This window comes from Clostridium acetobutylicum ATCC 824 (genome assembly GCF_000008765.1).
In the GTDB taxonomy this organism is placed as follows: domain Bacteria; phylum Bacillota; class Clostridia; order Clostridiales; family Clostridiaceae; genus Clostridium_S; species Clostridium_S acetobutylicum.
The window spans coordinates 421915-448325 of the sequence record NC_003030.1; the positions used below are offsets into that span (position 1 = coordinate 421915).

At 30.7% G+C, this 26411-nt stretch carries 24 protein-coding genes; 20 read left to right on the plus strand and 4 right to left on the minus strand.

Annotated elements, in window-relative coordinates:
- The first annotated feature begins 148 nt into the window (after positions 1 to 148).
- The 8 genes from CA_RS02060 (at position 149) to CA_RS02090 (ending at position 7233) form a co-directional block, all read left to right on the plus strand.
- Positions 149 to 556, plus strand: coding sequence for a hemerythrin domain-containing protein (locus tag CA_RS02060; RefSeq protein WP_010963684.1), 408 nt, complete (start codon positions 149 to 151; stop codon positions 554 to 556).
- A gap of 134 nt (positions 557 to 690) precedes the next feature.
- Positions 691 to 1395 carry an endonuclease V gene (locus CA_RS02065; protein WP_010963685.1) on the plus strand — a complete coding sequence of 235 codons (705 nt, stop codon included), beginning with the start codon at positions 691 to 693 and terminating at the stop codon, positions 1393 to 1395.
- 18 nt (positions 1396 to 1413) lie between these two features.
- Positions 1414 to 1917, plus strand: coding sequence for an MBL fold metallo-hydrolase (locus CA_RS02070; protein ID WP_010963686.1), 504 nt, complete (start codon positions 1414 to 1416; stop codon positions 1915 to 1917).
- Between the two features lie 22 nt (positions 1918 to 1939).
- Positions 1940 to 2122 carry a hypothetical protein gene (locus CA_RS20400; protein WP_341271485.1) on the plus strand — a complete coding sequence of 61 codons (183 nt, stop codon included), beginning with the start codon at positions 1940 to 1942 and terminating at the stop codon, positions 2120 to 2122.
- Positions 2123 to 2257: 135 nt separating this feature from the next.
- On the plus strand, positions 2258 to 3205 hold the full coding sequence (locus tag CA_RS02075) for a phosphoglycerate dehydrogenase (RefSeq protein WP_010963687.1): 948 nt from the start codon (positions 2258 to 2260) through the stop codon (positions 3203 to 3205).
- Between the two features lie 96 nt (positions 3206 to 3301).
- Complete coding sequence (locus tag CA_RS02080) at positions 3302 to 4207, plus strand: AEC family transporter (RefSeq protein WP_010963688.1); 906 nt, start codon at positions 3302 to 3304, stop codon at positions 4205 to 4207.
- A gap of 23 nt (positions 4208 to 4230) precedes the next feature.
- A complete protein-coding gene (locus tag CA_RS02085; protein ID WP_010963689.1) occupies positions 4231 to 5880 on the plus strand; it encodes a M20/M25/M40 family metallo-hydrolase in 1650 nt (549 codons plus the stop codon).
- A 72-nt stretch (positions 5881 to 5952) separates the two neighbouring features.
- Complete coding sequence (locus CA_RS02090) at positions 5953 to 7233, plus strand: aspartate aminotransferase family protein (RefSeq protein WP_014518834.1); 1281 nt, start codon at positions 5953 to 5955, stop codon at positions 7231 to 7233.
- A 45-nt stretch (positions 7234 to 7278) separates the two neighbouring features.
- Here CA_RS02090 and CA_RS02095 read toward each other — a convergent pair whose 3' ends face one another.
- On the minus strand, positions 7279 to 7791 hold the full coding sequence (locus CA_RS02095; protein ID WP_010963691.1) for a GNAT family N-acetyltransferase: 513 nt from the start codon (positions 7789 to 7791) through the stop codon (positions 7279 to 7281).
- 232 nt (positions 7792 to 8023) lie between these two features.
- Between CA_RS02095 and CA_RS02100 the strand changes: the two genes are divergently transcribed.
- From CA_RS02100 to CA_RS02120, 5 genes are all read left to right on the plus strand, one after another.
- The gene (locus CA_RS02100; RefSeq protein ID WP_010963692.1) at positions 8024 to 11524 is read left to right on the plus strand and encodes an efflux RND transporter permease subunit; all 3501 of its coding nucleotides are present in this window, start codon (positions 8024 to 8026) and stop codon (positions 11522 to 11524) included.
- A gap of 242 nt (positions 11525 to 11766) precedes the next feature.
- On the plus strand, positions 11767 to 12453 hold the full coding sequence (locus CA_RS02105) for a response regulator transcription factor (RefSeq protein WP_010963693.1): 687 nt from the start codon (positions 11767 to 11769) through the stop codon (positions 12451 to 12453).
- Positions 12454 to 12480: 27 nt separating this feature from the next.
- On the plus strand, positions 12481 to 13485 hold the full coding sequence (locus tag CA_RS02110; protein WP_010963694.1) for a sensor histidine kinase: 1005 nt from the start codon (positions 12481 to 12483) through the stop codon (positions 13483 to 13485).
- Positions 13486 to 13627: 142 nt separating this feature from the next.
- The gene (locus tag CA_RS02115; RefSeq protein WP_010963695.1) at positions 13628 to 14392 is read left to right on the plus strand and encodes an ABC transporter ATP-binding protein; all 765 of its coding nucleotides are present in this window, start codon (positions 13628 to 13630) and stop codon (positions 14390 to 14392) included.
- Positions 14382 to 15698 (plus strand): FtsX-like permease family protein, encoded by a 1317-nt coding sequence (locus CA_RS02120; RefSeq protein ID WP_010963696.1) that lies wholly within the window; start codon positions 14382 to 14384, stop codon positions 15696 to 15698. The genes CA_RS02115 and CA_RS02120 overlap by 11 nt, the downstream gene beginning before the upstream one ends.
- Before the next feature lie 22 nt (positions 15699 to 15720).
- Here CA_RS02120 and CA_RS02125 read toward each other — a convergent pair whose 3' ends face one another.
- Complete coding sequence (locus CA_RS02125; RefSeq protein WP_010963697.1) at positions 15721 to 16881, minus strand: aminotransferase A; 1161 nt, start codon at positions 16879 to 16881, stop codon at positions 15721 to 15723.
- Between the two features lie 623 nt (positions 16882 to 17504).
- Here CA_RS02125 and CA_RS02130 point away from each other — a divergent pair.
- The 5 genes from CA_RS02130 to CA_RS02150 all read left to right on the plus strand — a co-directional run bounded on the left by CA_RS02130 (position 17505) and on the right by CA_RS02150 (position 21537).
- Positions 17505 to 18386, plus strand: a complete 882-nt coding sequence (locus tag CA_RS02130) for a dimethylarginine dimethylaminohydrolase family protein (RefSeq protein WP_010963698.1) — start codon at positions 17505 to 17507, stop codon at positions 18384 to 18386.
- 20 nt (positions 18387 to 18406) lie between these two features.
- Positions 18407 to 19057 carry an amino acid ABC transporter permease gene (locus tag CA_RS02135; protein WP_010963699.1) on the plus strand — a complete coding sequence of 217 codons (651 nt, stop codon included), beginning with the start codon at positions 18407 to 18409 and terminating at the stop codon, positions 19055 to 19057.
- Positions 19058 to 19068: 11 nt separating this feature from the next.
- Positions 19069 to 19800 (plus strand): amino acid ABC transporter ATP-binding protein, encoded by a 732-nt coding sequence (locus CA_RS02140; RefSeq protein ID WP_010963700.1) that lies wholly within the window; start codon positions 19069 to 19071, stop codon positions 19798 to 19800.
- Positions 19801 to 19879: 79 nt separating this feature from the next.
- Entirely contained in the window at positions 19880 to 20530 is a 651-nt protein-coding gene (locus CA_RS02145) for a GntR family transcriptional regulator (RefSeq protein WP_010963701.1), read from the plus strand.
- Positions 20531 to 20718: 188 nt separating this feature from the next.
- Positions 20719 to 21537 carry an ABC transporter substrate-binding protein gene (locus CA_RS02150; protein ID WP_010963702.1) on the plus strand — a complete coding sequence of 273 codons (819 nt, stop codon included), beginning with the start codon at positions 20719 to 20721 and terminating at the stop codon, positions 21535 to 21537.
- A 290-nt stretch (positions 21538 to 21827) separates the two neighbouring features.
- Here the strand turns inward: CA_RS02150 and CA_RS02155 are convergent, their stop codons facing one another.
- Both CA_RS02155 and CA_RS02160 read right to left on the minus strand, forming a co-directional pair.
- Positions 21828 to 22652: a methyl-accepting chemotaxis protein gene (locus CA_RS02155; RefSeq protein ID WP_014518836.1), complete on the minus strand. Its 825-nt coding sequence runs from the start codon at positions 22650 to 22652 to the stop codon at positions 21828 to 21830.
- Positions 22653 to 22804: 152 nt separating this feature from the next.
- Positions 22805 to 25495, minus strand: coding sequence for a sigma 54-interacting transcriptional regulator (locus CA_RS02160; protein ID WP_010963704.1), 2691 nt, complete (start codon positions 25493 to 25495; stop codon positions 22805 to 22807).
- Positions 25496 to 25735: 240 nt separating this feature from the next.
- Here CA_RS02160 and CA_RS02165 point away from each other — a divergent pair, with 240 nt between their 5' ends.
- A complete protein-coding gene (locus CA_RS02165) occupies positions 25736 to 26056 on the plus strand; it encodes a PTS lactose/cellobiose transporter subunit IIA (RefSeq protein WP_010963705.1) in 321 nt (106 codons plus the stop codon).
- Between the two features lie 25 nt (positions 26057 to 26081).
- Positions 26082 to 26390 carry a PTS sugar transporter subunit IIB gene (locus CA_RS02170; RefSeq protein ID WP_010963706.1) on the plus strand — a complete coding sequence of 103 codons (309 nt, stop codon included), beginning with the start codon at positions 26082 to 26084 and terminating at the stop codon, positions 26388 to 26390.
- Positions 26391 to 26411 lie beyond the last annotated feature (21 nt).

Genomic DNA, 26411 nt, shown 5'->3' on the forward strand with positions numbered 1-26411 from the left:
GTAATGGAAATAGTAGAGGAAGAATACAGTAAAGATAATGTACACCGTAAATTAAATATTTAAATTAGTAACATAAGTTACAGAAGGTTCAAATTAAATTATTTATAATTGGTTACATAAGATTTAAATAGTTAGGAGTGGTTTTACAATGTATATTGATAATCTTAAAAGACAACATACAGAGATATATAGCAGCATAAAGATGCTGAAGGGATTTATAGATAAAAAAATGAGTGAAGAGGACTACGCAGAAATGGCTAAAACAGTTAGTGTATTAGCTGGGATTTTAAAAGTTCATCTTCAGTCAGAGGACAAATTCCTGTATCCAGAGTTATTGAAAAACAAGGATGAGGCTATAAGTAATATGGCAAAAGAATATATAGATGATATGGGCAATATCGGCAAGAAATTTGAGGAATATAAAAATAAGTATAATACTAAAATTAAGGTATGTGACAATGTTTTAAGTTTAAAGAAAGATACTGAGGAAGTTTTAAACTTACTTGTAAATAGGCTCAATAAGGAAGATAAAGCTCTGTATCCTTTGATAAATTAAGTACTATAATAGTTAAATGTAATATGATATAATGAGCTATGGCAAAACCTAGAAATATGAGGGAATAAATAAAAAAGCTAATTTCAGAGAAATTCTTCTGTGTTAGTTTTTTGTTATATAAGGGAGAAATTAAGATGAAAACAGTAAATGTTCATGGGTTTGAGGCAAGCTCAAAGGAAGAATTTCAAGTAATTCAAAGCAGTTTAGTGAAGAGAATTAAATTAATAAGTGATTTTAAAGAAGAGGATATAAAACTTTGTGCAGGTGTGGATTTAGCATATTGGACAAAAGGTGAGAAACAGTATGGTGTATGCTGCATCATTGTGATCGATTATAATACAGGTGAGATAATAGAAAAGGCCTATGATTATGGGGAGATAGAAGTGCCATATATGCCGGGATTTTTAGCCTTTAGGGAGCTTCCACTAGTTATCAAAACCGTTAAAAAGCTAAAGAATGAGCCAGATATATTTATGTTTGATGGAAATGGATACTTACATTATAATCATATGGGAATAGCTACACACGCATCATTTTTCTTAAATAAACCTACAATAGGAGTTGCTAAAAGTTATTTAAAAGTAGCAGGAGTAGACTTCGAAATGCCTGAAAGTTTTGAGGGTGCCTTTAAAGATATTGTAATAAATGAAGAGGTATATGGAAGAGTATTAAGAACTAAAAAAGATGTTAAGCCTATATTTGTATCCTGCGGAAATTACATAGACTTAGAAACATGCACGAAAATATGCAGTAAGCTTATAAATAATGATAGTAGATTGCCAATTACAGTTAGATTAGCGGATTTAGAAACGCATAAAAGAAGAAGTGAACTATCCTAAAACTGAGGAGGAGAATATATGTTTGATTTTATTGGAAATGGAAGTGCTTTTAATACAGAGAGAGGTAACAATAGTGCATTTATAAAGAAAAATAGCAGTATGATACTTGTAGATTGTGGAGGTACAGTTTTTCACAGAATAAAGCAGCTTAATTTACTTCAGGATATTAAAAATTTATATATTATAATAACACATACACATCCGGATCACATTGGAAGTCTCGGGGACTTGATATTCTATTGTTACTATATATTGAAGTTTAAACCAACTATTATTTATCCCAATAAAGATATTATTACAGACTTTTTTAATATTATAGGAGTTGGAGATGAAATGTATGAGCTTGTTAGTGATAATAAGGTTAATTTAACAGCTCCGGAGTTTGGAGATTTAAATATAGAATTTATACCTGCATCTCATGTAGGAGTAATACCAGCATATGGTTTTTTAATTGGAATGTCTGATAACTTAGTTTATTACAGTGGAGATGGTAACAAATTACCAGAAAAAAATTATAAATAAAATTAAGAGCGGTTGTATTTCCATGGCATACCAGGATACGTGTGGTTTAAATTATGAGGGAAATGTTCATCTATCCTTAAAAAAGCTTTGTGAAGCAATTCCAAAGGAGTTTAGAAATAAGGTGTTTTGTATGCATCTTGATGAAAATATAACAGAAGAAGAGATAAAAAATGAGGGCTTTAATGTCTCAGTTTTGTATAAATAAAATTTATTTATACAAAATATAAAATATCCTAAAAATTAATAATATGTTGTAAAAAATACATAAATATGATAACATATTATTAAAATAAACCACAATAAATTGACAAAATGATAAAAGGCGAAGGGAGAGTGCGGATTGAAAACTAAGGCTTTATTTACTTTTCATTTTTCTGAGGATGAAATAAAAAATCTTGAAGAACTTGGGTTTGAAATAATCTTGAGAAGAGAAAAAGACTTAAAATATACAAAAGAGCTTGAAGATGTAGAGTTTATGTTTACCTATAATCCATTTAAGCATTTCGATATAGCTAAGCTTAAAAAATTAAAGTGGATTCAACTTGAAAGTGATGGTTTTGAACAAATTCCAAAGGAGTATACTAAAAATAACGGAATTATAGTTACTAATAATAAAAATGGCTATAGTGTGCCTATTTCAGAGTGGATAGTTTGGAGCATTTTATCTACCTACAAAGAGGCAAATATTTTCTTTCAGAATAAGCAGGATAAAAAATGGAAGCTTAGAACCTCTCTTAGAGAGATTTTTGGAGAAACTGTAGGAATACTTGGCACTGGACATATAGCTATTGAAACAGCAAAAAGACTTCAAGCTTTTGGGGTTAATGTTTTGGGACTTAATACTACAGGCAGAAAAGTAGAGTATTTCAATGAATGTTATGCTAAGGATAGGGTAGAGGAAATGATTAAAGAGTGTGATGTAGTAGTATCACTTCTACCTATTACAGATGAGACACATCACTTTATTAATGAAAGAATTTTTTTATTGATGAAAAATGGAGTGGTTTTTGTAAATGCATCAAGGGGTAAGGTAGTTGAAGAAGAGAAATTAATAAAGTTTCTTAAGAATGGTAAAATACGTGCTGCAGCTTTGGATGTTGTTGAAGAAGAGCCTTTAAGTAAGGATAGTCCTCTTTGGCAAATGAATAATGTGATTATAACTCCGCACAATTCTTGGATTTCACAAAACATGGCTAAAAGAAAGTATAAGTTAGTTTATGAAAACATGAGAAGATATAAAGCAGGAGAACAGCTTAAAAATATAGTGGATTTACAAAAGGGATATTAGGATTAAATTTTTTAAAGGCACATTGTATACAAATACAAATACAGAGTTTTTACATATAAGATGAAAGGATAAAAATAATAAATAATTATGAAGAGTATGTATGTTTTTGAGCAAATTGTTATTCTATTTTTAATAATGGGTATTGGATATTATGCTGCAAAGTCAAAAATAATTGATGATGACACTACAAGCCATTTATCAAATTTTATAGTTAGCATAACTCTTCCGTTAATGATATTGACTTCTTTTAACGTTGAGTATTCAAGAAAAACTGTTATTACTATCATAAATCTTCTTGTATTTTCAGTTGCAGCTTTCATTATTTCAATTGTAATAGGAAAAATTATTTCATTTAAATTTGCTATGGATAAGAGAGATATATTGATGTTTATGAGTATATTTTCTAACTGTGGTTTTATAGGATTTCCGGTACTAAAAGTTGTGTATGGAAATAAAGGAGTACTTTATACATCTATATTCAATCTGGTATATAACGTATTTATTTGGACAATTGGAATAGTGATTATAAATGATAAGAGAGAAAAAATTGATTATAAGAAAATATTATTTAATCATAATATAATAGCGGTTATTGTTGGAGTTTTTCTGATGCTCTTATCTATAAAAATACCATACGTTATGAGTTCAGCCTTCAATTTAATAGGGTCTATGACAGCACCGTTATCTATGATAGTAATTGGTTCTATACTAGCAGGTGTAGATTTTAATGATATTTTTAAGGATTGGAGCCTTTATTATATAGCAATTTTAAGATTAATTATAATACCTCTTATAATTTATTTTGCACTTAAACCCTTTCAGATTAATAAAATTGTTATTGGGGTAATTATTATTTGTGAAGCTATGCCAGGAGGAACCCTTTGTCCTATACTTGCAAAAAGTTGCAATAGAAATTTTAAGTATGCGTCAAAGATAGTGCTTATAACAACAATTTTATCAATGATGACTATACCATTTATGACTTTGTTTTTAAAAATATAGAATTTTATTTGGAGATGATTTAAATGAGTAGAATCAGTGAAGAAATAGAGAATTTAACTGTGGAGCTGGTAAAGGTGCCAAGTGTAAATGGAACAGAGGGAGAGGGCAATATAGGAAATAAAATTTTAAGTTACTTAAAGGAGATTGATTATTTTAAGGAGCATGAGGAGTATGCATTTAGAATACCTCTTAAGAATGACAAGCTTGGAAGAGGTAATGTTTTTGCTTTGATAAGAGGAGAAAAAGGACAATCAAATAGAACTATAATTTTACATGGACACATGGATACTGTTGCAGTAGATGATTATGGTTCATTAAAGGACTATGCTTTTGATCCAGATATTCTTCAAAAAAAGCTTAAAGAAATTGAATTGCCAGAAGAAGTTAGAGAAGATCTTGATAGTGGTGATTGGATGTTTGGACGAGGAGCATCAGATATGAAAAGTGGGGATGCAGTTCATCTTGTAGTATTAAAGGAATTATCTAAAAGAGTTAAGGATATCTCTGGCAATATATTATTTATGTCAAATCCAGTAGAGGAAAATGAGCATAACGGAATTCGTGAAGCTCTTGACACACTTGAAAAGTTAAAGGAAAAATATAGTTTAGAATATACCTTAGCAATAAACAATGATTATATATGTCCAATGTATAAGGGAGATAATACAAGGTATTTATATACTGGAACAGTTGGAAAGCTGTTGCCTGCTTTTTATTTTGTAGGTAAGGAAACTCATGTTGGACAATGTTTTGAAGGAATAAATGCAGATGTAATTGCTTCGGAGGTAATAAATGAAATTGATTTAAATGTAGATTTATGTGATGAATACAATGGAGAGTACACACTTCCGCCTTCAGTTCTAAAGTTTAAGGATTTAAAAGAAAGCTATAATGTTCAAACGCCTTTTTCATCATTTGCATACTTTAATTATACAGTTCATAGTGAATCACCAAAACAAGCGTCAGAAAAATTAAAAAAAGCAGCTAAAAGGGCTTTTGAGAGAGTGATTAAAAGGAATGATGATAGGTACAAAAAATATTGTGAAATGACAAATCAAAAGTACGAACCTCTAAATTTTCAGGCAAAGGTTATAACTTATACACAGTTGTACACCTTAGCTAAAGCTAGATTTTCTGGGGATTTAGACAAAGAAATTAAAAGTTACGAACAAAGGCTTGTTGATAACTATGTGGATATTAGGGAAATATCACTTAGAGTTGTGGATAAAGTTTTTAATATATGGGGAGAGAAGAAACCCTGCATAGTAATGTTTTTTGCACCACCATATTGTCCTCATAATACTTTAAATGTGAAGAATGAAAAGGAAAAGGAAATTATCAATAAAATAAAAGAGTGTGCTCAGCAGTTAAAAGAAAAAGAAGGTATAAATGAAGAATTTAAAGTTATGCAATTCTTCCCTAGCTTATCAGATAGCAGCTATCTTAAAATAGATGATGATAGTGAGGGAATAGAAAGCTTAACCTCTAATTTTCCTGGGTGGGACAGGGTATATGGCGTTCCTGTTCAAAAAATAAAAGATCTTAATATACCAGCAATAAACTACGGATGTTATGGTAAGGATGCTCATAAGTGGACGGAAAGAGTTTATAAGCCATATTCTTTTGAGGTTCTTCCAAAATTAATAATGCTTACAATAGAGAAGTTTTTATAGATTAAAAAAAGAGGAGACCATGTAAGCTAATTTTACATTTGGTTTCCTACATATAGATAGGAGAGAATGAAAATGAGCAGTTTATATGAAAGAAGTCTTAAGGTTATCCCACCGGTAGCAGGAAGAGCTACAAAACTTGGAGTAGTAAGAGGAGAGGGGGCATACCTTTATACTGAGGATGGTAGAAAGGTCTTGGATTTTGCTAGTGGCGTTGCTGTATGCAACTTAGGGCACAATAATCCAGCGGTTATCAAGGCAGCAAAGGAACAAATGGACAAGCTTATACATGGTGGCCATAATGTTGTCTACTATGAATCATATGTAAAACTTGCGGAAAAAATAGTTGAACTCACAGGTAATAAAACAATGGTTTATTTCAGTAACAGTGGTGCGGAAGCCAATGAAGGAGCTATAAAATTAGCAAAATACATAACTAAAAGGCAGGCTATAATATCTTTTAAAGGATCTTTTCATGGAAGAACTTTAGCTACAACCTCTATAACAGGTTCAAGCTCTAAGTACAGAAAAAATTATGAAGGACTTCTTCCAAGCGTATATTTTGCAGAATATCCATATTGTTTTAGATGCCCGTATAAACAAAATAAAGAAAGCTGCAATATGGAATGCATTAGTCAATTTGAAGATATGTTTAAAAAGCTTATTGAGCCTGAAAGTGTTGCTGCAATTATAATGGAGCCAGTACAAGGAGAGGGAGGCTATATTGTTCCACCTAAAAAGTTCTTAAAAGCTGTTAGAGAAATTTGCGACAAGTATGGAATATGCCTTATTTTTGATGAAGTTCAATGTGGTTTTGGAAGAACGGGAAAAATCTTTGCCCATGAGAACTTTGAAGTAGAGCCAGATATTTTTACTTGTGCAAAGGCAATTGCCTCAGGTTTTCCTTTAAGCGCAGTTATAGGTAAAAAAGAACTTATGGAAAAATGGCCAGCAGGGGCTCATGGTGGAACCTTTGGAGGAAACCCTGTGGCTTGTGCAGCTTCACTTGCGACTATAAAGGAACTAGAAAGTGGAGTTTTAGATAATGCAAATAACATGGGAAATTACTTAAAGGAAGAACTTTTAAAGCTTAAGGACAAATATGCTTGTATAGGAGATATAAGAGGAATTGGACTTATGATAGGTATGGAGTTTTGCAAAGAAAATAATAATCCAGATGGTGATATAGTAACGTTTATTAGAGAAGTTGCAGTAAATAATAATCTAATACTTTTAGGTTGTGGAACAGAGCATAACGTACTTAGATTTATAGCACCACTTACTGTGGAAAAAAGTGAAATAGATATGGCAATATCCATAGTTGAAAAAGGTATTGTAGAATATTTAAATAAGTAAGGTAAAATGACTTGAGAGAAGCTTTGTTATTTCTCTCAAGTCATTTTAGTGTATATCAAGAAGGTAATAATTGAATTCTTCTGAAGAACTAGCTAACTTAAAATTGCAATTTTTAAGAACTCTGTTAGAGCCAGTATTTGTTTTTAAAACCTTACAAGCAGTTATGCCCTTTAGGTCAGGATTTTTTGAGGCCCAGTTTGATAATAAAGATAGGGCTTCAGTCATAAGACCTTGTTTTCTATAAGCACAAGATATACTGTAACCTACTTCTACGTGTCCTCCTTCATCTGGAGTTCCTTTAAAACCAATAAAACCTATGCCACTTTTGGTATTCTTATCTACAATGAGCCAGTAAGTATACCACTCATGTATATCTTTAGGTACTTTCTCCATCTTTTTAATCTTTTTTGAGATTGCTGATTTAGTAAAGTCAAATATTGCGTTTTGATTAATGTGGACTTTAATAAGATTAATAGTTCCTTTTTCAATATTTATAAGGTCATCAAAGGACAATGGGCGCAAAAGTAGTCTTTCTGATTCTAATATTATTTTATTCATATTTGTTTTTAGGGAGAGAAGATAAAATATTCTTAAAAACTCCCGCTAAAGGTCACCTCCATTTTTAAATTATATATATTCATTATATAGTACTTGTTTGTTGATTTAAATTGATGTTATAGAAGACTTACAACTTTGTAAGCCTTTTTTAAGTATAATAAATTTTATAACATCACCTTATCATATAGAATGGTATATAATAAAAGCTTTATATGAATGGGGGATATTAATATTGAATCGATTAACCAAGTTTTCGCTTAAGAATATGTTTGTAATATTTCTTATAATAATTTTGATTACAGTTGGAGGACTTTATTCCACAAAAACTATAAATATGGAGTCTATGCCTAATATAAACATACCAGTTGTAACAGCAGTAACGGTTTATCCAGGTGCATCGCCAGAACAGGTTGCAAGCGATATATCGAGGCCAGTACAAAAAGCAATTTCAGGGATACAGGGCATACAGGATGTAAAAACTACATCAAATGAAAATGTATCTGTAGTAGTTGCTCAATTTGATTATTCGGCTGATATGGATAAAGCTCAGAAAAATGTAGAGGATGCTGTTAATAAGATTAAATTTCCAGAGAGTGCTAAGAAGTCAACAATTTCTAGAATAAGTATGGGAAGTGCACCTATAATGACTTATTCTATAAATAGCACTAAAAGTATAGATGAATTAACTAAGATTGTTAATGATAAGATTGAGCCAAAGCTCAGCGGAATTTCTGGAGTTTCAAGTGTAGAGATGCAAGGAACTTCCAATGATGATATATATGTAAAAGTTGATAATGATAAACTTAAAAATAATGGACTTACTTTATCAGATGTGAAGACTGCACTTCAGGGAAATAATATATCTATTCCAGCAGGAAGTGTAAACGTGGGAGATAGTACTCTTCCAATAGAAATGACCAAGAAGCTGTATACTACTGCGGATATAGAAGCTATGCCTATAGCTGTTATTCCAAATCAAACCAAGGTTGTAGGAGAGGCATTTCAACAGGTTCAGGGAGGAATGACACAATTAGGACAGGCTGTCGGTCAACTAGGACAAAATATGGGACAATTAGGACAGGCTGTTGGTCAAATGGGCCAAGGCATGGGACAAATGGGGCAGATGGTTGGAGGAAACACACAGTCCATCGCAATATTAAATCAAATGCAAAAAGCGCAATCTCAAATATTATTAGAGCAGGAGGTTTTGACTAACCCTACCTCATCAGCTCAAGATAAGACTAAGGCGCAGGCAACTATAACAGCAGCTCAAGGTATGCTTCAGCAGGCTCAAGCTCAGCTTGATAAACTTATGGGCGCGCAAATAGAAAGTAGTAAAGCTTTAAGCAGCTCAGCTGGATCATTGAAAACCGCAGCTCCAAGCCAAGGAACAGCAAAATCAAGCTCTGCACCAAGCTTAGGCAGTAGTTCTTCTTCAAGCAGTTCAAATGCATCGCAGATTAAAGTTGTATACCTTAAAGATGTGGCAACTGTAACAAGAGGAAGTGCAGATAAAAGTTATTTTATAAGATCAAATAGTAAAAACAGTATCATACTTAACATTTATAAGACAGATGATGGAAATACAGTAAATGTTGCAAAAGATGTAGCAAGTGCTCTTGAAGATTTACAAAAATCCAACAACGGCATTAAGTTTAATAAGATAAGTGATTCATCAAAATACGTTAAGGATTCTGTAAATGGAATGGTTAGAGAGGGAGTTTTAGGAGCTCTTTTTGCAATAGTAGTTATAGCATTTTTCTTAAAAAATATAAAGGCTACCATAATAGCTGTAGTTTCTATACCACTTTCAATACTTATAGCACTTATACTTCTACCTAGATTTGGAATAACTTTAAATATAATGTCACTTTCGGGAATGGCGGTGGCAGTAGGGCGTATAGTTGATGACTCCATTGTTGTTATTGAAAATATTCATCGAAGGATTCTAAAAGATGATGTTGAAAAGGGCAAGATAATTCAAGTAGCAGCAGACGAGGTTTCCTCTGCAATTACATCATCAACAGTAACCACTGTAGCGGTATTCTTACCACTAGCTATGATAAGCGGAATGGTTGGAAAAGTATTTGTGCCTTTTGCGGTAACAGTAGTAATATGTATTTTAGCTTCACTTTTAGTTGCAGTAACAGTAGTTCCTGTAATGAGCAGACTTATGATATTAAATGAAAAACCGAAGCCTGAAAAAGGTGAAGGAGCTATAGTAGGTTTCTACAAGAAAGTTCTTAATGGAGCACTTAATCATAGAGCAGCAGTTATGGGAGTTTCAGTAGTTTTATTTGTACTATCGCTTTTCCTCATTAAAGGTATAGGTATTCAATTTTTACCTTCTAGTTCATCAAATGTGTTAAATGGAACAATAACTACAGCACCAGGAACTTCCGCAGAAAAAACTAATGAAGAAGCTTTAAAATTCGAGAAATATCTTTTAAATAGAAGTGATGTAAAAACAGTGGTAAGTTCAATTGGTGATAATAGTTCAAGTTCATCCTCTGCAATGTCTATGCAGGGAGGAAATTCTGGTAAGATAACTATAGTTCTTAAAGACGGAGTTAATAACGATAAATCAGCAGATGAAATTATAAAAAAAGCTACAGATATGTCAAGCAAAAATACTAAATTTGCTGTTACAGTTCAAAGCTTTACAAGTGGCAGTAAGGATAATGTTGAAATAGTTGTAAACGGAAATAACATGAAGGATATAACAGCGGCAGCAAGTAAGGCAACAGAAGCTCTTAAAGGAGTAAAAGAACTTACAAATGTAAACAATACGCTTTCAAGCAAAAAACCAGAAATTTCAGTTGCAATAGATAGCGCAAAAGCAGCAAATGAAGGGCTATCTCCAATGATTGCAGCAGGAATGGTTCAGGGTATCATGAACTACAATAATGTTACTACAATACAATCAGGAAAAAATAATGTAAATGTGTATTTGGGATATGACAATAAGGACATTAATTCCCTAGATAAGGTTAAAACAATACAACTTCAAGGAGCATCTGGAAGCTTTAATTTAAGCGATATAGCAGATGTTCAGGTTGCAGATGGACCTGTAAGCGTAGAGGAGCTTAACGGAAACCAATATGCATCAATTACAGCAGATGTAAAAACAAAGGATACTCAAACAGCATCTAAAAATGCGATGGAAAAAATAAAATCAATTAAGGGAATTCCAAACGGGGTTACTTTTACCCAGAACGGAAGTGCTAAGAGCATAAGTGATAGTTTCTCACAAATGGGAATGGCAATGCTTGTGGCTGTGTTTATGGTTTATATAGTAATGGTACTTGCCTTTGGAGAACCTAAAGCACCATTTGCAATATTATTCTCACTACCATTTGCAGCTATCGGAGCAATAGTAGCTTTATTTATAACAAGACAACCTTTGGGTATTCCAGGGCTTATAGGAATGCTTATGCTCATAGGAATAGTGGTAACCAATGCTATAGTTCTGTTAGATAGGGTGCAGAGCAATAGGAAAAAAGGGATGCTGGTACGTGAGGCACTTATTGAAGCAGGAGCTATAAGAATGAGACCTATATTTATGACAGCAATAGCAACAGTAATGGCACTTACACCTCTTGCGGCAGGTTTCTCAGAGGGAGCAGTAATTTCACAAGGTCTTGGTATAGTAGTTATAGGAGGTCTTGTGGTATCCACAATACTTACACTTATAATAGTTCCAGTAATGTATAGTGTTCTTGAAAGAGATTAATCTAAATTAATTTTTAATATTGAAACAGCAGGCTGTAGCTAATAGCCTGCTGTTTTGATTTGTATAATTATAGTAAGGATAATGAAACTAAATTTTTAAACACAAATATTTCTATATGTTTATTGGGAAAATAGAAATATACATTAAAAAATCAAATGAAATATATGCTAAAAACTTGTTTGAGTATATAATAGAGACAATAAAGATCATATTCATTATAAGAACTGCAATTGGAGGAAGCTATGTATAAAATTTTAATTATAGAAGATGATAAAAAGCTTGCTGAATTTACAGAGGAGTATCTTAAACGGTATAACTATGAGGTTTTTAAAATATTTGATTTCAAGAAGGTTGAGGAAGAATTTGAAAAAATAAATCCAGAGCTTGTGCTTCTAGATGTTAACTTACCTTACTATGATGGTTTTAATTTGTGTAGAATATTTAGAAGAAAATCAAAAGCACCAATAATATTTATGTCAGCTAGAAGCAGTGAAATTGAGCAAATAAGAGGTCTTGAGATGGGTGCAGACGATTATATAACAAAGCCTTTTAGTTTTGAATTACTTTTGGCAAAGGTTCAGGCATCTATTAGAAGAACCTATGGAGAGTACTCTGAAGATAACTCTGAGGTTTTAACAGTTAGTGGTATTATAGTAGATAAAAACACCTTTAAGATGACCTACAAAGATAAAGAGGTAGAGCTTACAAAAAATGAACTTAAGCTTATAACTAAGCTCTTAAAAAATATAAACAAGGTTGTTACAAGGGAGGAGCTTTTAGAAGAATTATGGGATGAATCTTCCTTTGTGGATGATAATACTCTAACTGTAAATGTAACAAGAATAAAGAATAAACTAAGTGAAGTTGGGATAAAAAATGTTGTTAAAAATAAAAGGGGCATTGGATATTACTTAGACTTTAAGGGGTAAAGACTATATTGTGTTAGGGGTTTTTTTATGTACAAAAAGATTATTAAGAATTTTATGAAGGAAAAGCTTTCATATAGTATAAGTTTTTTTTTAAGTTCAGGAATTATACTTTTTTATTTTTACGTTTCTAAGAACATAACAGATGTGGTTTATCCAATTTTTATGGTGGTTTCTATATATATTATTTTTATAGTTACCGAATGGTTTAAATATTACAGATTTAATGCTAACTTAACCAGGGGAATAGAAAGAGAGTACTATGATTTAGAATCAGTGACTCCTGAGCAAAGGATGGCACAAGAAGCTATTCTTAAAATACATAAAAATTATGCGGCTAAAATAAGTGAGATAGATTATAAAAATTCTGATATAAAATACTTTATTTCTCAATGGATTCACAATATGAAAACGCCCGTTTCTGTAATAGATTTAATAGTGCAGAGGGAGAAAGAAAAACTTAGCGGAGATGTTATAAAGAACATTGAAGAAGAAAATTATAAAATAAAAAATGGTATGGATCAGGTGCTAAATATAATAAGGCTAGATGAGTTTTCAAGAGATTATGAACCTGAGATAGTTGATATAGTAGAGCTTGTAAAAAGGACAATTAATTTAAAGAAAAACCAATTCATATATGGAAATGCATTTCCTAAAGTTGAATTTCATGTAGATAAGGCATTGGTGCTTACAGATAAGAAGTGGAGTACCTTTATAATCGATCAAATAATTTCAAATTCAATAAAGTACTCTAAAAAAGAGGAGAAGGGATATGTTTATTTTAATATAGTTCAGTCTAATAATAAGACGCATTTAGTTATAAAAGATAACGGTGTAGGAATACCAAAGTATGATTTGAAAAGAATTTTTGAGCCATTTTTTACTGGTGAAAATGGGAGGAATTTTGAAAATTCTACAGGTATAGGACTTTACATATGTAAGAAAATAGCCGATAATCTTGGACATGAAATATCAGTAGAATCTGAAATTAATAAGGGTACTATAGTTAAAATTACATACATGGCTAAAGTTTGATTTAAAGTTAGCTTACAAAAATGTAAGTCAATATTAATACAATAAGATTTCTTTACTTATATAATTTTTCTATAATTATAGAGAAAAATATTTGAATTTTAAATTGTTTATATATAATTTTTGTGTAAGGGATGTGAAAAATTTGTATGTTCTTCAAGCAGAAAATGTAACCAAGGTTTATGGCGGAAGGCTTGAGGTTAATTCAAACAATGCTCTAAACGGTATAAGTTTAAATATTGAAGATGGAGAATTTACTGCAATTATGGGGCCCTCGGGAAGTGGAAAAACAACTCTTTTAAATATATTAAGTGGAATAGATGAAGCTACTCGTGGAAAAATTAAAATAATGGGCAAGGATATAACAAAGTTTACAAGAGATGAAATGGCTATCTTTAGACGCGAAAATTTAGGAATAATATCTCAAGATTTTAACTTGCTTGATGATTTGACTTTGGAGGAAAATGCTGTATTACCTCTTTTTATTAAAGATGATAGTAGTGAAAACGTTAAGGATAGGGTTGAAGAGTTATTTAAATTTTTTAATATATGGGAACAAAGAAATAAGTATCCTCATAATGTATCAGGGGGACAGCAGCAAAGAGCAGCGGCTTGTAGGGCACTCATTACAAATCCTAAAATAGTAATGGCAGATGAGCCTACAGGAAATTTGGATTCTAAGGCATCTACTAAATTTATGAAGTATATGCAAATGATAAATGAAAATAGAAATAGCACTATAATTATGGTTACACATGATTCTTATGCTGCAAGCTTTTGTAAAAGAGTACTCTTTATAAAAGATGGAAAAATGTATACTGAAATTCGTAAAAAAGAAGGAAAAGAGGATTTTTTTAATAGGATATTGGATTGTCTTGCTATAATTGGCGGTGAAGTAGATGAAGTATAAAAAGGTTCTAAGTAATAGTTTGAAAATTAATTTTTTCAGTTATGTTGGCTTTATTATATCTTCAAGCTTTGCTATAATGATAACTTTTATATATTCTACTGTAACTTTAAGTACCCATATGCCCCAAAACAATGGGAGAACCTTTATAAACTATGTAGTAAAGCTTTCGATTATATGCATAATAATATGTATAGGTATATTTATTACGTATTCTTATAATAATTATATTAAATGGAGAACTGATGAATTTAAGGCTCTTATTTTAATTGGAGTAACAAAGGTAGAATTGAGACGATTACTCATAATGGAAAGTTTCATTTTAGTAAGCGTAGCATTTATTATAGGGGCGTCTTTGGGAATTGTTTTTTCTAAGATATTCTTCCTTTCAATAATTAAATTGTGTGGTCTTAGAAATGTGGCTTTTCAAATAACATATAAGAATTATGTTAATGTCATATCTCTTTTTTTATGGATGCTTGCATTAATGCTATATAGAAGTTATAAGATATCAAGTTTTCTTGATGCAAAAAGACTGCTTAAATACAAAGGTACGCCTATATTAATGAAGCATGAAAATAGAAAGCTTAGAATTTTCATTCTTATAGTTTTAGGGTGTATACTTTATAAAAAGATGTCAAAAGGTTTTTCTCAAAATATGGAGTTTTACATGACAAATATTTTTATAAGTGTATTTCTTGCATATTTATCTTCAAGTCCGTTTATGTGGATTGTACGGAAAGTAGTAAAGAAAAGCAAAAATAATATATACATGCAGATGAAAAGTGTCAAGAGTATGTTTGAAATGGATAAAAAGCTTACTTTTTTGCTTTCAGTTATGAGCTTTATAATCATATCTTATGTACGAATAAATTACTACACGTATGATACAGGATATCAAGGCATGAGTAATGTGTTTGCAGCAAATAAAGGCTATTTTGTAACTTTCATATATGTGTTTACTATATTGTTATGCTTTATTATTTTTTCAAGTATTATTTTTTGCAAAACTTCCTTTGACATACGTTCAGTTAAGAGACTATATTATAAAATGTTTATAATTGGAATTACTCAAAATGAATTCAAAAGATTTATTAGACTTAAACTTTTTATTATATTTTTTAAACCTCTTATTCTTAGTTTATTTATGAGCGTAGTGTATATTGAGATTTCTAATCTAAAGTTTAATTTCTCCTTTGGAACTGCATTTATATATTTGGTATATTTTATTTCACTCTTAATAGGGTATTTTGGCGCAGAAAAAAAATATAAAAAAGAAGTATTTAATAGTAAGGGGATGGCTATATAGTAAGAGAAGCATCCCCTTACTATTATAATTTAACGGATTGTATGAATCTCCTTAATCTAATCATTCCTTCCTTTAAATCCTTCATGGAAGCAGCGTAGGAAATTCTTATATAACCTTCACCATAATGAGAAAAGGCACTTCCTGGAACTACGGCCAAATGTTCTTTTTCTAAAAGTTTAAGAGAAAAGTTTAATGAGGTCATATTAAATTTTTTTATTGATGGGAAGATATAAAAAGCTCCTTCAGGTTTAACAACATCAAAATCCATAGAAACCAGTTCTTTGTATATGAAATCCCTTCTTTTAATGTATTCTTTTTTCATATATTCTGAGTCATTAAAGCCGTTTGTAAGAGCCTCTAAAGCAGCATATTGGCTTATAGAGCAAGAACAAGTAGAACCGTATTGATGGAGTTTAAATATTTCAGAAGTTAGATATTCTGGAGCAAAAATAAAGCCTATTCTCCAACCTGTCATTGAATGGGATTTTGATACACCATTTAATAGAATTGTTTTATTTCTCATGTCTTCAAAACCAGCTATTGAAAAGTGCCTTTTTTTAAAAGTCAATTCGCTGTAAATCTCATCAGATATTACGAATATGTCTTTATTTTTTAGCAAATTCACTATTTCAGTTAAAGCATTTTTGTCCATTGCACTTCCTGTAGGGTTGCAAGGATAACATAAAATTAAACACTTGGTTTTTGGAGTTAAGTATTTTTCTAGTATTTCTGCATTTAGAATGAAATTATTAGAGGAGGTATCCATATATACTGGCTTTGCACCACAAAAATTTATTACGGGCTCGTAACCAACATAGATTGGAGCAGGAAGAAGAACTTCATCATCTTTTTCAAGTATAGTTCTAAGAGATATGTCAATTGCTTCTGTAGCACCATTTGTAACAATGATTTCTTTATCAGAATTATAATTAAGATTATATTTTTTGTTTATAAAATTGCTGGCAGCTTTTCTTAGTTCACAAATACCTGAATTTGCAGTATAGGAAGTATGATTATTATCAATAGCTTTTTTGGCTGATAATTTTATGTGTTCAGGGGTTGTGAAATCAGGTTGTCCAACAGTAAGATTAATTGCATCACTATATTTTAAGGCTGCATCAGAAATTTCTCTAATAGGCGATAATTCAATTTTTTTTACTAATGGATTAATTGTACAACTCATTTTTAGGACTCTCCTTAAATTTATTTAAATGTGCTAAGCAAATAAATATAGTGTAAAAGACCACTAACAGGAAGTAGTTGTAATCATTGTATCCAAATTCGTATAATGTAATTTTACATTTATATAATAATGAAGTCAAGAAAAATGTCTAAAATTACTGCGATAAAATGCTATATTGTTAATTAATAATACCATTTTTTAAGATAATATCAAAAAAACGCAATACATATTTATGCAAAATACCAATGAGTTAATGATTATAAAATTTACTTAATATTTAAATAGACTATTATTAATAACACTATGTTAAAAATAATGAAATGCTAAAAAATACTTCAACAAAAATACATTTTAGTATAAAAAAGTATTGATAAATTAATAAAACAGTACCAGATGGTAAAAAATATAAAGCAAATTAAAAAAACATATTGTAAATCAAAAGAAAAAGTGATAACATATCAACAAAATTATTAATATAATATTATTAAAGTATTAAAATAAGTGTGCTAAACTAAAAAAATAATTAATAAATAAGGAACGTAGTTAATAAATAAATATTCGTATAAATATTAAATAGTATTGTATACAAATACAAATACAGTGTTTTGTTAGGAGTGTTGAGTATGGAAAGAAACTTTAGTGCTAGTCCTATAATGGAAAGAAATTTTGTTGTTAATTCTACAGGAGTTTTAAAAAAGGTATTACTTTGCAGACCAGATTATATTGAAATTGAACCAATAGATGAGATATCAAAATCATGGTATGAAAAAGAATATGAGATAAATAAAGAGGAATGTATTAAAGAACATGAGGAGTTAGTACAAGCGTATCAGCAAAATGGAATTGAGGTAATATTAATTGATGGAAAGCCTAAATTAAAAAATCAAGTATTTTCAAGAGATTTTGGAGCAACTATAAAAGAGGGATATATACTTGGAAATTTTAAAGAGACTGTAAGAAAAGAAGAAACAAAAGAATATGAGGATAAATTAAAAGAACTTGAAATTCCATGTGTAGCTAAGTGTGAAAAGGGAGTATTTGAAGGAGGAGATTTTTGGTTTCTAGATGACAAAACTATTGCCATTGGAACTGTGGACAGGACTAATTTAGAGGGGATAGAAGAGATTAGGCGTCAGATAGAACGGTTTGGATATGAGGTTATAGCTGCTAGAGCAGAAAAAGGTAATTTACATCTCGACATGTGTTTTAATGTTGTTGCAGAAAGGTTAGCAGTAGCATGCGTGGAAGTTTTATCTCAGGATTTCCTTAGAGTTTTAAAGGAAAAGAAATTTCAATTAATAGATGTTCCTAAAGAAGGGATAGCTAAACATTATTGTAATATTGAAGCTTTAGGAAATAATAAGGTTATGTCTTTTTACAATAATAAAAAAGTAAATGAAAAGCTTGAAGCTTATGGTATAGAAGTTATAAAAATAAGTTTAAATGAGTTATTAAAAAGTGGTGGAGGAATACACTGCATGACATTTCCTATAATAAGAGAATAGCTTAAAAAGGAGGGAAAAGAATGGATTTTAATACATTGGATAAGGTAATACCAGTATTACTACGGGGAACACTTGTAACAATAAAGCTTACCTTCATGGCAATAATTTTTGGATGCATAATAGCTCTTTTAGTAGCAATCTTAAAGGTATCAGCTAATAAGTTTCTAAATGCAGTAGGAGGATTTTATACATGGATATTTAGGGGGACCCCACTCCTACTACAATTATATGTATTCTACTATGGGCTTCCAGCGTTAAATATAAATATAAGTGCAACTCAGGCTGCAATATTAGGCCTTAGTCTAAATTCGGGAGCTTATATAGCAGAGATAATAAGAGGAGGAATAATTGCTATAGATAAGGGACAGTTTGAGGCGTCAAAAGCGTTAGGATTCCCGGAAGGGCCCACCAATGAGGAAGGTTATATTTGCCTCAAGCTGTTAGAGGTCATTAACCCCCCAATGGGAAATGAGTTTATAGCACTTATAAAAGATACATCATTAGTTTCAGTAATAACGATGGAGGAACTTTTAAGAAAAGCTCAGCTTTTGGTTTCGTCTTCAGGTGATGCAGTTACACCATATGTTATAACAGGAGTATTTTATCTTGTACTTACAACAGTATTTACATTTTTATTTTCACGTATCGAGAAAAAATTATCTTTGTATTAGGAGGTGATATTATGTCAATGATAGAGACCTGTGGATTAACAAAAGTATTTGGAAAGCTTACAGTATTTAAAGATTTGAACATAAAGGTAAAAAGAGGAGAGGTGCTTGTTATAATAGGACCTTCAGGTTCTGGCAAAAGTACTTTTTTAAGATGTATTAATCATTTAGAAATTCCAGAGAAGGGAAGTGTTGTAATAGAGGGAGAAAAAATAGATAGTAAAAATAAGAAGACTTATAAAGGAATAATAGAAAAGATGGGAATGGTGTTTCAAGGATTTAATCTTTTTCCTCATATGACTGTGCTAGAAAATGTTATGGAGGCACCAATAACAGTAAAAAAAGAAGCTAAAGCTGTGGTAAAAAAGAGAGCGGAAGAATTGATAGATAAAGTTGGACTTATTGATAAGTGTAATGTATATCCTTCAAAGCTTTCAGGAGGTCAAAAACAAAGAGTAGCAATAGCAAGAGCTCTTTGCATGCAGCCAGATATAATGCTCTTTGATGAACCAACTTCTGCACTTGATCCAGAGCTTGTTGGAGAAGTTTTGAACGTAATGAAAGATCTTGCAAGAGAGGGAATGACTATGGTTGTGGTTACACACGAGATGGGATTTGCAAGAGAGGTTTCCGATAGGGTTATATTCATGGATGGAGGAAAAATCGTAGAAGAAGGAAAGCCAGAGGATATATTTAATAATCCTAAAGAAGAGAGAACAAGGGCTTTTTTGAACAAAATTCTTTAAATTTCGAGGTTAATATGATAGCATAATTGTTATAAGTATTATTGCATAAAAATACAATCTTGAAGCAGAGGGGAATAGTATGAGTAAGTTACCAGAGATAGGGACAAAGATTTCGCTAACAGATAAAGCTTATGAAATAATCAAAGATGCTATTATGACTAATATTTTTAAACCAGGTGAACTTTTAATTGAAGAAAAATTAGCAGAACAGCTTGCAATAAGTAGAACTCCACTTAGAGCTGCTCTAAGAAAATTAGCGTATGACCATTTGGTTGAAATAAATTCATCTAGAAATGTAATTGTAGCAAACATAGGTCAAAAGGATGTTGAAGAAATAACTGTTGTTAGAGAGGTTTTAGAGCCTTTAGCAGTAAAAGAGTTAGAGAATAATATAGGGGAAGATGAACTTAAAAAGCTTGAAGAAATACTTTGTAGGCAGAAGAAAGCAGTTTTGGAAGATAACTATGAAGAACTTATTAAAATGGAATATGAATTTCATGTGGCTATAGGAGAGCTAACGCATAATAAGTGGCTACATGGAATGCTTAAGGATATAAATACTATTGTACAAAGATATCTTATATTATCAGGAAGCTTAAATAAGTATAAAGAAGTTGCAATTAAGGAGCACGAAGTAATAATTTCTGAAATAAGACAAGGAAATTATGATAAAGCGGTGGAAAGTATGAAGTGTCATATATCAAATGTATCAAGTAGAATGCTTAAATAAATTAATGAATATAAATATGAAGTGGAGGGTAAGAATAAAAGGACAAAATAGATTTGTTTGAATAAATATTCGTATATTTTGCATAAAAATGCTTGATTAAATTAAAAAGCTTTTGTATAATATAACTATGTTGTGAGGAAATTATGTTTAAAATAATATGAATAAAAATTCAAAGAGGTGTTTGGTTGATGAAAAAATCGGTTAAAAAGATAATGGCAGTAATATTAACAGCAGTAATCGGCGTGGGACTTCTAGCAGGATGTTCAAGTACAGGAAGTTCAAGTAACGATGAATCACTCAGTAAAGTGAAAAAGGCTGGAGTTCTTAAAGTTGGACTTTCAGATGATTATCCACCAATGGAATTTAGAGATAGCAATAATAAAGTATCGGGTTTTGATATAGATATGATAAATGCTATAGGAAAAAAGATGGGAGTAAAGGTTCAAATAGTTACTAACTCCTTTGATGGAATATTTGTAGCACTTAAAGCGAAAAAATTTGATATGGTTCAATCCTGTGTAAGTATAACTGATGAAAGAAAAAGTACATTACTATTTTCAGATCCGTATATATATGGCGGAGTTGCAGTATTCGTGAAAAAGTCAAACACAACAATAAAAAAACCAGAGGATTTAAAGGGTAAGGTAGTAGGCTGTCAAGCTGGTACAACAGCAGAAGATGCTCTTAAAAAGTTTAATGGCTTAAAGGAAACTAAGAAATATCAGCAGACAACAGATGCATTTTTAGATTTAGAAAATAACAGAATAGAAGCAGTAGTAGCAGACCCAATGGTTGGAGATTATTACACTACTAAGAATCCTGGCAAGTATGAGAAAATAAGCAAGTACTTAGGAAAAGAGCCAGTTGGAGCAGCTTTCAGAAAACAAGATAAAACTCTTAAAGATGCATATCAAAAGGCATATAATGAACTTAAAAAGGACGGAACATTGTCTAAACTATCAAATAAATGGTTTGGTTATGATATCTATAGTTCACAAAATAAGTAAATATTTAAAAATCCGATTTCAATTTATGAAATCGGATTTTTATTTTTTGAAATAAAATCAAATTTATATTGACTATTATATTAGAATATTCTAATATAATAATATAGTAAAGGAGGGATAAAGATGAAAAAAGTTATTATAGTGGGGGGTGTTGCTGAAAGAGCTGAGGATTGAAATGTAAATTTATTTATTTAGAAAAGTATATATATTATGGGGAGTAGGGTTTTTATAATATGGATAATGCAGAAGCTAAGGATGGCTTCTGCATTATATATATTTGAAAATATATATTAAAGAGTTCTAGCAGTTTCTTCAACTGTTTTTGCGTTATTGTTTACTTCCTGAACAGAAGCTGAAATTTCTTCAAGGGCAGCAGCTTGTGTGTCAAAAGATTCGTTGGAATTCCTGATTTTATCAGCTATTTGTTGAACAGATTCTTCTATATTTTTTAATACTTCATTTATTTCCTTAATAGAATCGCTTGTAGAATTAGATAATTTTCTAATATGTTGAGCTACAACGCTAAAGCCTTTTCCAGCTTCACCAGCTCTAGCTGCTTCAATGGCGGCATTTATGCCAAGAAGATTTGTTTCTTTTGCAACACCCTGTACAAATTTTAATACACTTCCACTATTTTTGGTATGCTCTATTGCTTTATGTACATTTACTAAAATATCCTTATTATTTTCACTTAACGTTTGAATGTTTGCAGTAGACTCTTCTACAGCAGCTGATACATTAGATATAGTATCTGCTAAATCACTAGATAAATCTAAAAGTTTATTTTTTGCATCAATGCTTTTAGATATGGAAATAGAACCTATAAATTCACCATGACCATTTTTAATTGGTAAGGTATAGCGTCTAATAGGTATTTTTAAAGAACTTTCGTTGATATCCTTTGTAGTAGGAGTACCACTATTTATAATTTGTTTTAAATCATTGGTGATTGGTTCACCTTCGTTAACATTTAAGGATAAACCAGAACTTTTAACTACTTTTATGTATTTTTCCTTATCGGTTACTAATATACAGGCTTTGTTATCAAAAACAACGGGCATATTTTCAGCAATAGTTTTCATTAAATTTAGAATGACTTCATTTGAATTTTCCATAATAAATTCTCCCCTTTTTTTCATTAAGTTCAATAATTTACCTATAATAAGTTTAATACTAACACGATGCAAATGCAATTAGAAGTTTGATACTTTTGGATAGTAAAAAGATCATTTATATATGACATAATTATAAATGATCTTTTTAATTTTTAAGAAGCTGGTGAATTCAAAAAGAAATTTGTAATATAGCACAATTCATTATCTGAAAAATCTACTAGATACTTGTTGTACAAATAAACGAAATTTTCTTTTATAACAGAGTAAACTTTCATATTGTCTTTTATAAAGTCTTCTTTATCAGGATATTCTGCGGAATGGCTTCCTTTCTTTAATCTACTTATAGCAAAGGCAATGTGAAGTACTAAACCTATAAAAACCTCATCATCTACTTTTAATTTTAATTTGAATTCAACTCTTTTTACAAATCTATATATATCATCATAAAGCTGCTTTCCATCAATATTATCAATGTTTTCTTTAAGTATTAAGGAAAGCTTTAAAATTACGGATTTTGTATCCACTAGCTGTTGAATTTCGTCAATCACATTCATACTTAAAACATCATGCATATTATACTGTTTTATATTTAAGTCAACAGGAAAAGAGGAGACTAAAAATAAAATTTCCTTTTGCTCAATTATTGATAAAAGTTCCTTCTTAAAGTGATTTTTATCAAGGCAATTTAAACATAGTATTTCAAATAAATCCTTATCGTATTTTAAATTGCTATTTAGAAAGCTTTTTATAGCAAGAGAACCTCCTTCGCCAGTAAGACAAGCAGTTACTATGGCTATTTTCTTTCTTATTGGTTTATTGTTAAGTTCGCTAGAATGTTGGGTTATATGTTGATATGAATTTATTGTAAGTATGTTGTTAAAAATCTCATCTATTGAAAGTCCAAGCATGGCTTTTCTGGCAGCTTCAATTACATGCAGAGTTGATACAAGAGGAAAAACCTTTACTGGTATATTAAATTCCTTCTTTATAATCTCTCCAAAGGTTGTAAGGGAACCCATATCAACAAGAAGTATATAACCACTTGTTGATAAATTACTTTTTACGGTCTCTTTAAGTTCTCCAAGTACAACTGATGGTTTCATGTCCAAAGGACAGTTTATACCTATAACAAAATTCTCCTCTAGAAGTGTGTTGGCAACCTCTGCCATAGAAGTAGCAGTTGATTTTCCATGTGCAATTATAATTATTTTTACAGTGTCTATTACTTTTGAAGGAGACTTTTCATCATTATTAACAATGAATAAAGCTATATAACCTGCTTCGTCATCTGGAATAGGATGATTAATATAATTTTCAATCTGTTTTTTTGCATTTAAGGCTATTTTGTATTCTGTAGGATACAGACTTTTTATTTTTCTAAGTTCAGGATTAATTATAGTTTTATTGCTGTTTATTCTTGTTATAAGAGTGTTTATATGAAGAGCAAGAGCAGTATACACATTATTATTAATATTTTTTCTAAGGGAGGTTACGATTTGATAAATTATTTTATCTACAAAGTTTAAAGTATCCTCTCCTAGTATTGTAATAAGATTTTTTTTGTTCAACTCTTCAGAAATACCACTAATATATTTTGTGAAGTATTTTGTTATATCCTTTTCAAGAATGTTTTCTATATCTATATTGGAAATGCCATTATGCTTTAGGGCTTGAAGTTTTTGCTCTATATATTCATAAATATTGCTTTTTTTTGCATTTTGAGAATCTTCATTGATATCATAGGCTTCATTACTTGAAAATTTAAAGTATTCTATTTCATCACCCATTAGCTTGTTCCAAAGTATTCTGTGTTCCTTTTCTTTAAAAAGACCCTCTTTAACATAAATAGGAATAAGGCGACTATTAATTCTAACATCTTTTATAGAGCCAGTTAAAAATTCAGAATAGGCCCTAGCACATACAAGTTGAACGTCGCTTTTAAGCTGTCCTATATTATTGGGACAATCATACGAAAGGAAGGCTCTCACTGTATTAAGAGATACAGAAATGTCTCTATTAAGCTTTTTGCTTTCATCTTTAAAAAAGGTTTTCACTAAATATAATCTTTCTTCGAGTGTTCTTTCAGAAAGAGAAGGTATTGTAATTAGCATTGGAATTCTTCTAGTAAAGGTCTTTAAAAGAGAAGAGTTAGGATTTTCAGTGGTTGCTGATATTATTAAAACATTGGAACTTCTTGATTTATCGTCTCCCATTCGTCTAAAAATTCCTTTATCTAGAAAGGTAAAAAGTGCTTCCTGGCCTTCTGGAGGTAATCTGTGAACCTCGTCTAAAAACAATATACCTCCATTTGCTTTTTCTATTAAACCGATTCTGTCACTATCTGCACCAGTATAAGTTCCTTTCTTTATTCCAAAAAGCTGTGAAGTTAGAAGTTGAGGGTTGTTGCTGTAATCTGCACAATTGAAGGTTATAAAAGGAGAGCCTTTTTCCTTTACTCTCATTTCAACTGCATATTCGTGCATAAGAGAAGCAAACATTGATTTACCTACTCCAGTGTTTCCTAGTATTAAACAGTTCATACCGTTTGGAGGGTAAAGTATAGCCGCCTTTAATTGTTCAACGGCCTGCCTCAAACTTAAATTATTTTTTACGAATTCATCTAATTTGCTTTTTTTTATTTTAGTGTTTATAGTGTTTGAAATAAAAAATAAAACAGGTCTGCCATTTGTTTTAAATATTTTTCCTTCCTTGCACAGGTTATTTAGTTCATGACTTACGTTAGCTCTGCTCATATTTAGTACTTCAGCAAGCTCCTTCGCACTTATCTTAGTGCCCTCAGGCATCTCATACAATTTATTGTATATTTGTTCTTTTCTATTCATAATGTAATCCCCCGTATAAAATTACTTAATATTGATTATACAACAAAAAAATCACTATTTCTATGTATTGTATAAAAGTGTTTGAACACTAAAATGTTTACATATAAACACTATGCTTTTAATTTAAACACTAAATAAAATTGTTGATAAATAAAGACTTTAAGAAGCAAAAAAGTGTTTGGCATGATGTTTGCTTTAATAGTTAAGTGAGAAAAAAAGTATTTGACTGGAGGGGTACGAATGGATATAGAGCAAATAATAATGAATATAATAATTTATTCCGGCGATGCTAGGAGCTACATGTATGAAGCGCTTAGCAAGGCAAGAGAAGGAAAGTATGATGAGATAAATGGCTTAATAAAGCAAGCAAATGATGCTATAGGAAAGGCTCATGATATACAGACTTCAATGCTTCAAAAAGAAGCAGAGGGCGAGGCACTAAAGGTTTCAATATTATTTGTACATGCGCAGGATCAATTAATGACCACAATTTCAGAAAAAAATCTTATAACTGAAATGATTGAAATGACAAAGGATATAAATGCTTTGTCCAATAAATAAAAAGAAAATGTTAGGAGGAACAATTATGGTTAGAATTTTATTATTTTGTAGTGCAGGAATGTCAACTAGTATGTTAGTTTCAAAAATGAAAAAGGCAGCTGAAGCAAAAAATATAGAAGCATTTATAGAGGCTTATCCTCAAGCACAGATGGCTGATTATGCCGACAAGGCTGATATAGCATTACTTGGGCCTCAAATTAAATTTCTTTTACCAAAAGCAAAAGGAGTATTTGATCCAAAGGGAGTACCAGTAGAAGTAATAAATTCAGCTGATTATGGAATGCTCAATGGTGAAAAGGTTTTAGATCATGCATTAAAGGTTTTAGGAAAATAAAAGACAAACTTAAGGAGGTAG

What these genes read in the sequence shown, in the direction of transcription:
- CA_RS02060 (WP_010963684.1), top strand. Translation starts at nt 149, where the DNA reads ATGTATATTGATAATCTTAAAAGACAACATACAGAGATATATAGCAGC.
- CA_RS02065 (WP_010963685.1), top strand. Translation starts at nt 691, where the DNA reads ATGAAAACAGTAAATGTTCATGGGTTTGAGGCAAGCTCAAAGGAAGAA.
- CA_RS02070 (WP_010963686.1), top strand. Translation starts at nt 1,414, where the DNA reads ATGTTTGATTTTATTGGAAATGGAAGTGCTTTTAATACAGAGAGAGGT.
- CA_RS20400 (WP_341271485.1), top strand. Translation starts at nt 1,940, where the DNA reads ATGGCATACCAGGATACGTGTGGTTTAAATTATGAGGGAAATGTTCAT.
- CA_RS02080 (WP_010963688.1), top strand. Translation starts at nt 3,302, where the DNA reads ATGTATGTTTTTGAGCAAATTGTTATTCTATTTTTAATAATGGGTATT.
- CA_RS02085 (WP_010963689.1), top strand. Translation starts at nt 4,231, where the DNA reads ATGAGTAGAATCAGTGAAGAAATAGAGAATTTAACTGTGGAGCTGGTA.
- CA_RS02090 (WP_014518834.1), top strand. Translation starts at nt 5,953, where the DNA reads ATGAGCAGTTTATATGAAAGAAGTCTTAAGGTTATCCCACCGGTAGCA.
- CA_RS02095 (WP_010963691.1), bottom strand. Translation starts at nt 7,791, where the DNA reads ATGAATAAAATAATATTAGAATCAGAAAGACTACTTTTGCGCCCATTG.
- CA_RS02105 (WP_010963693.1), top strand. Translation starts at nt 11,767, where the DNA reads ATGTATAAAATTTTAATTATAGAAGATGATAAAAAGCTTGCTGAATTT.
- CA_RS02110 (WP_010963694.1), top strand. Translation starts at nt 12,481, where the DNA reads ATGTACAAAAAGATTATTAAGAATTTTATGAAGGAAAAGCTTTCATAT.
- CA_RS02120 (WP_010963696.1), top strand. Translation starts at nt 14,382, where the DNA reads ATGAAGTATAAAAAGGTTCTAAGTAATAGTTTGAAAATTAATTTTTTC.
- CA_RS02125 (WP_010963697.1), bottom strand. Translation starts at nt 16,881, where the DNA reads ATGAGTTGTACAATTAATCCATTAGTAAAAAAAATTGAATTATCGCCT.
- CA_RS02130 (WP_010963698.1), top strand. Translation starts at nt 17,505, where the DNA reads ATGGAAAGAAACTTTAGTGCTAGTCCTATAATGGAAAGAAATTTTGTT.
- CA_RS02135 (WP_010963699.1), top strand. Translation starts at nt 18,407, where the DNA reads ATGGATTTTAATACATTGGATAAGGTAATACCAGTATTACTACGGGGA.
- CA_RS02140 (WP_010963700.1), top strand. Translation starts at nt 19,069, where the DNA reads ATGTCAATGATAGAGACCTGTGGATTAACAAAAGTATTTGGAAAGCTT.
- CA_RS02145 (WP_010963701.1), top strand. Translation starts at nt 19,880, where the DNA reads ATGAGTAAGTTACCAGAGATAGGGACAAAGATTTCGCTAACAGATAAA.
- CA_RS02150 (WP_010963702.1), top strand. Translation starts at nt 20,719, where the DNA reads ATGAAAAAATCGGTTAAAAAGATAATGGCAGTAATATTAACAGCAGTA.
- CA_RS02155 (WP_014518836.1), bottom strand. Translation starts at nt 22,652, where the DNA reads ATGGAAAATTCAAATGAAGTCATTCTAAATTTAATGAAAACTATTGCT.
- CA_RS02160 (WP_010963704.1), bottom strand. Translation starts at nt 25,495, where the DNA reads ATGAATAGAAAAGAACAAATATACAATAAATTGTATGAGATGCCTGAG.
- CA_RS02165 (WP_010963705.1), top strand. Translation starts at nt 25,736, where the DNA reads ATGGATATAGAGCAAATAATAATGAATATAATAATTTATTCCGGCGAT.
- CA_RS02170 (WP_010963706.1), top strand. Translation starts at nt 26,082, where the DNA reads ATGGTTAGAATTTTATTATTTTGTAGTGCAGGAATGTCAACTAGTATG.